5 protein-coding genes are annotated in these 5,234 nt (G+C 68.8%); all 5 read left to right on the plus strand.

The window, feature by feature from the left end:
* A partial coding sequence (gene uvrB, locus ACXJKG_RS19095; RefSeq protein ID WP_456847313.1) for an excinuclease ABC subunit UvrB occupies positions 1 to 1,905 on the plus strand: 1,905 nt, incomplete at its 5' end.
* 18 nt (positions 1,906 to 1,923) lie between these two features.
* A complete protein-coding gene (locus ACXJKG_RS19100) occupies positions 1,924 to 2,361 on the plus strand; it encodes a VOC family protein (protein ID WP_456847314.1) in 438 nt (145 codons plus the stop codon).
* 198 nt (positions 2,362 to 2,559) lie between these two features.
* The gene (locus tag ACXJKG_RS19105; protein WP_456847315.1) at positions 2,560 to 3,564 is read left to right on the plus strand and encodes a TerC family protein; all 1,005 of its coding nucleotides are present in this window, start codon (positions 2,560 to 2,562) and stop codon (positions 3,562 to 3,564) included.
* Positions 3,565 to 3,574: 10 nt separating this feature from the next.
* Positions 3,575 to 4,570, plus strand: a complete 996-nt coding sequence (locus ACXJKG_RS19110) for a TerC/Alx family metal homeostasis membrane protein (protein ID WP_456847316.1) — start codon at positions 3,575 to 3,577, stop codon at positions 4,568 to 4,570.
* A 72-nt stretch (positions 4,571 to 4,642) separates the two neighbouring features.
* A partial coding sequence (locus ACXJKG_RS19115; RefSeq protein ID WP_456847317.1) for an acyl-CoA dehydrogenase family protein occupies positions 4,643 to 5,234 on the plus strand: 592 nt, incomplete at its 3' end.

Below are 5,234 nucleotides of genomic sequence, written 5' to 3' on the forward strand. Positions count from 1 at the left end.
ACGCTGGTCATGGCGCCGAACAAGACGCTCGCGGCGCAGCTGGCCACGGAGTTCCGCGAGCTGCTGCCCAACAACGCCGTCGAGTACTTCGTCTCGTACTACGACTACTACCAGCCCGAGGCGTACATCGCGCAGACGGACACCTACATCGAGAAGGACTCGTCGATCAACGACGAGGTCGAGCGCCTGCGCCACTCGGCCACCAGCTCCCTGCTCACCCGGCGGGACGTCATCGTCGTCGCGTCCGTCAGCTGCATCTACGGCCTGGGCACGCCGCAGGAGTACGTCGACCGCATGGTGACGCTCTCGGTGGGCGACCAGGTGGACCGCGACCAGCTGCTGCGCAAGTTCGTCACCATGCAGTACACCCGCAACGACATGGCCTTCACGCGCGGGACGTTCCGCGTCCGCGGCGACACGGTCGAGATCATCCCGGTGTACGAGGAGCTCGCCATCCGGATCGAGTTCTTCGGCGACGAGATCGAGGCGATCGCGACCCTGCACCCGCTCACGGGCGACGTCGTGCGGTCCGAGAAGCAGATGCACATCTTCCCGGCCACCCACTACGTCGCCGGCCCGGAGCGCATGGAGCGCGCGATCAACGGCATCGAGCTCGAGCTGGAGGAGCGGCTGGCGGAGCTGGAGCGGCAGAACAAGCTGCTCGAGGCCCAGCGGCTGCGCATGCGCACCACGTACKACATCGAGATGATGCGCCAGATCGGCTCGTGCTCGGGCATCGAGAACTACTCGCGGMACATCGACGGGCGCAGTGCGGGTACCGCGCCGAACACGCTGATCGACTACTTCCCCGAGGACTTCCTGCTGGTCATCGACGAGTCGCACGTGACGGTGCCGCAGATCGGGGCGATGTTCGAGGGCGACATGTCGCGCAAGCGCGCGCTGGTGGACCACGGCTTCCGGCTGCCCAGCGCCACCGACAACCGCCCGCTGCGGTGGGAGGAGTTCGTCGAGCGGATCGGTCAGACGGTCTACCTGTCCGCGACGCCCGGCAACTACGAGCTGTCGATCTCCGACGGCGTGGTGGAGCAGATCATCCGGCCCACCGGCCTGGTGGACCCGCAGGTCGTGGTCAAGCCGACGACGGGCCAGATCGACGACCTCCTGGGGGAGATCCACGACCGGGTCGAGAAGGACGAGCGGGTCCTGGTCACCACGCTGACCAAGAAGATGGCCGAGGACCTCACGGACTACTTCCTGGAGAAGGGCGTCCGGGTCCGGTACCTGCACTCCGAGGTGGACACCCTGCGCCGGGTCGAGCTGCTGCGGGAGCTCCGGCTCGGTGAGTACGACGTGCTGGTCGGCATCAACCTGCTGCGCGAGGGCCTGGACCTGCCCGAGGTGTCGCTGGTGGCCATCCTCGACGCCGACAAGGAGGGCTTCCTGCGTTCGGGGCGCTCGCTCATCCAGACCATCGGCCGCGCCGCGCGCAACGTCTCYGGCGAGGTGCACATGTACGCGGACCGGATCACCGACGGCATGGCGCTGGCCATCGAGGAGACCAGCCGCCGCCGCGAGCGCCAGGTCGCCTACAACCTCGAGAACGGCATCGACCCGACCCCGCTGCGCAAGAAGATCGGCGACATCACCGACCTCCTGGCGCGCGAGGACGCGGACACGGCGGAGCTGCTCGGGGGCGGCGGACGGCAGACCAGCCGCGGCAAGGCGCCCGTGCCGGGCTTCGGCTCGAAGAAGGGTGCGCCGCGCGACGAGCGGACCCGTCTGACCGGCGCCGCCGCCGGAGAGCTGGCGGACCTGATCCAGCAGCTGTCGGACCAGATGCATGCGGCGGCCGGGGAGCTCCAGTTCGAGCTGGCGGCGCGGCTGCGCGACGAGATCTCGGGCATGAAGAAGGAGCTGCGGCAGATGCAGGCCGCCACGGCCTGAGGGGGAGCGGGGAGCGGGATGGCTGTTCCGGTGCAGGTGACGTTCGACGCGGCGGACCCACGCGCGCTCGGCCGGTTCTGGGGCGAGGTGCTCGGTTATGTCGAGCCGCCGCCACCGGACGGCTTCGCCAGCTGGGGCGCGTACGTCGACACCCTGGACCTCCCCGTCGAGCAGCGGGACGCCCTCTACTACGTGGTGGACCCCGACGGTGTCGGCCCGCGGCTCCTGTTCCAGCGGGTGCCCGAGGCCAAGACGGCGAAGAACCGGGTGCACCTCGACGTCAACGTCGGGGAGGGCCTCGATCCGGCGGACCGTCCGGCGCTGTGCCGTCAGCGTGCGGCCGAGCTGGTGGAGCTGGGCGCCACGCAGCTGCAGGTGTTCGTCGACGAGGACGGCCCGGGGTCGTTCTGGATCGTCATGGCCGACCCCGAGGGCAACGAGTTCTGCCTGCAGTAGGCGGCGCGGAGACTCACGACTGCCATGAGGCTGTGCGTGGCCTATGCTTGCGCCCGTTGAAGGGGAGTACCCCAGACACGATCCCGTCGTCATCACGGACCCGTTCGCACGGGGCCCGGCTGGATCGGTCCGCGACTGCACCACGCGGGCGGGGGAGACCTTCGGTACCGATGCAACTCTCGTACCGGAGGTATTTCCATGGACGTTGCCGGCTGGGTCTGGGCAGCGACGGCGATCGGCATCGTCGGCCTGATCGTCTTCGACTTCTACGCGCACGTGCGCACGCCGCACGCCCCGACCTTCAAGGAGTCGGTGCGCTGGTCGATCTTCTACATCGCGCTCGCCCTGCTGTTCGGCGTCGTGCTGGGGATGGTGTGGGGCTGGGGTCCGGGCACGGAGTACTTCGCCGGGTACATCACCGAGAAGAGCCTCTCGGTGGACAACCTGTTCGTCTTCCTCATCATCATGACCAAGTTCGCTGTGCCCCGGGAGTACCAGCAGAAGGTGCTGCTGGTCGGCGTGGTCATCGCGCTGGTGCTGCGGACGGTGTTCATCCTGGCCGGCGCCGCCGCCATCGACCAGTTCTCGTGGGTCTTCTACATCTTCGGCGCCTTCCTGATCTACACGGCGGCCAAGCTCGCCGGCGAGCACCACGACGCGGAGCACCCCGATCCCCGCGAGCAGCGTGACGGCATCGCCGTGCGGCTGCTCAAGCGGGTGCTGCCGACGACGGAGGAGTACTACGGCGACCGCCTGACGGTGCGGATCGACGGCAAGCGGCTGTTCACCCCGATGCTCGTGGTGATGGTCGCGATCGGCTCGACGGACGTCCTGTTCGCGCTCGACTCGATCCCCGCCATCTACGGACTGACCGACGAGCCGTACATCGTGTTCACCGCGAACGCGTTCGCGCTGCTGGGCCTGCGGCAGCTCTACTTCCTCATCGGCGGCCTGCTCGAGCGGCTGGTGTACCTCTCGCAGGGCCTCGCCGTCATCCTCGGCTTCATCGGCGTGAAGCTCGTGCTCCACGCGCTGCACGTCAACGAGCTGCCCTTCATCAACAACGGCGAGCCCGTCGCGTGGGCCCCCGAGATCCCCATCTGGCTGTCGCTCGCCTTCATCCTCGGCACCCTCGCGGTCGCCACGGTGGCCAGCCTGCTGAAGACCCGAAACGACGAGCGCGCCTCGTCGACCGAGAACTGAGGACCACCCGTTGCACGTCGACTCGCTCGTCTGGATCGTCTCGCTCGGACTCGCCGGCGCGTTGCTCGTCGTCGACGTCGCCATCGTCGGGCGGCGGCCGCACGTGCCGTCGACCGCGGAGTGCCTGCGCTACCTGGCGGGGTACATCGGCCTCGCGGTGCTGTTCGGCTTCTGGGTGTGGGGCTACTACGGCGCGGAGTTCGCCGGCCAGTTCTACGCCGGCTGGCTGACCGAGTACTCGCTCTCGGTGGACAACCTGTTCGTGTTCCTGCTGATCATGGGCAAGTTCGCCGTCCCGCGTGCCTACCAGCAGACGGCGCTGCTCATCGGCATCATCCTGGCGCTGATCTTCCGCGGGATCTTCATCTGGGCCGGCGCGGCCGTCATCGACGCGTTCAGCTGGGTGTTCTACCTGTTCGGCGCGTTCCTCGTGTGGACGGCGTGGAAGGTGGGCCGCGAGGGCGAGGCCGGCGACGACGACGTGTTCCACCCGCCGCTGCTGCTCCGGATCGTGCAGCGGGTGTTCCCGGCGACCCCGGAGTACCACGGGGTCAAGCTCACGGTCGTCGAGGGCGGTCGCCGGCTCATGACGCCGATGTTCGTCGTGCTGGTCGCCCTGGGTGCCACGGACCTGCTGTTCGCGTTCGACTCGATCCCCGCGATCTTCGGGCTGACCAGCGAGCCGTACCTGGTGCTCATGGCCAACCTGTTCGCGCTCATGGGGCTGCGCCAGCTCTACTTCCTGCTGGGTGACCTGCTCAAGCGCCTCGTGTACCTGAACATCGGCCTCGCGGTCCTGCTCGGCTTCATCGGCGTCAAGCTGATCCTGCACGCGCTGCACGAGAACGAGGTCCCGTTCATCAACGGCGGCGAGCCCATCGCGTGGGCGCCGGAGATCCCCATCTGGGTGTCGCTGTGCACCATCGTGCTGATCCTCGGCGTGACCGCCGTGGCGAGCCTGCTCAAGGTCCGCCACGACGAGCGGATCGCGGAAGCCCAGGGCTGATCGGTCGCGTGGCGTCATCGGCTGATCGGTCGCGTGGCGTCATCCGGCCCGGGCCGGTGGCAGAGTTCTGACATGGCCCGCACGTTGCGCACGCTGCTCACCGACGACCTGCTCGAGCGGATCCACGAACGGGCCCCGGTCCACGACCGCGAGAACACGTTCCCGCACGACGACCTCGCCGACCTGGTGGCCGCCGGCTACCTGAAGGCCTTCGTGCCGGAGGCGCTGGGCGGGAGCGGGCTGTCCCTGGAGGAGGTCGCTCGGGAGCAGGTCCGGCTCGCGGCGGCGGCGCCGGCGACCGCGCTGGCGGTGAACATGCACCTCGTGGTGACGGGCCTCGCGGCGCTGCTGGTCGGTCGCGGCGACGACTCCGTCGAGTTCATCCTGCGGGACGCCGCGGCGGGGGAGGTGTTCGCGTTCGGCAACTCCGAGGCCGGCAACGACCTGGTGATGTTCGGCTCGCGGACCCGGGCGGAACGCCAGGCGGACGGCTCGTACCGGTACACGGGCACGAAGATCTTCACGTCGCTGTCCCCGGTGTGGACGCGGCTGGCCACGTTCGGGCTGGACGACTCCGACCCCGACGACCCCCGCCTGGTGCACGGCGTGGTCTCCCGGGAGGACGGCGGCGTCGAGACCCGTGACGACTGGGACACGCTCGGCA

Source organism: Cellulomonas sp. P5_C6 (assembly GCF_054049635.1).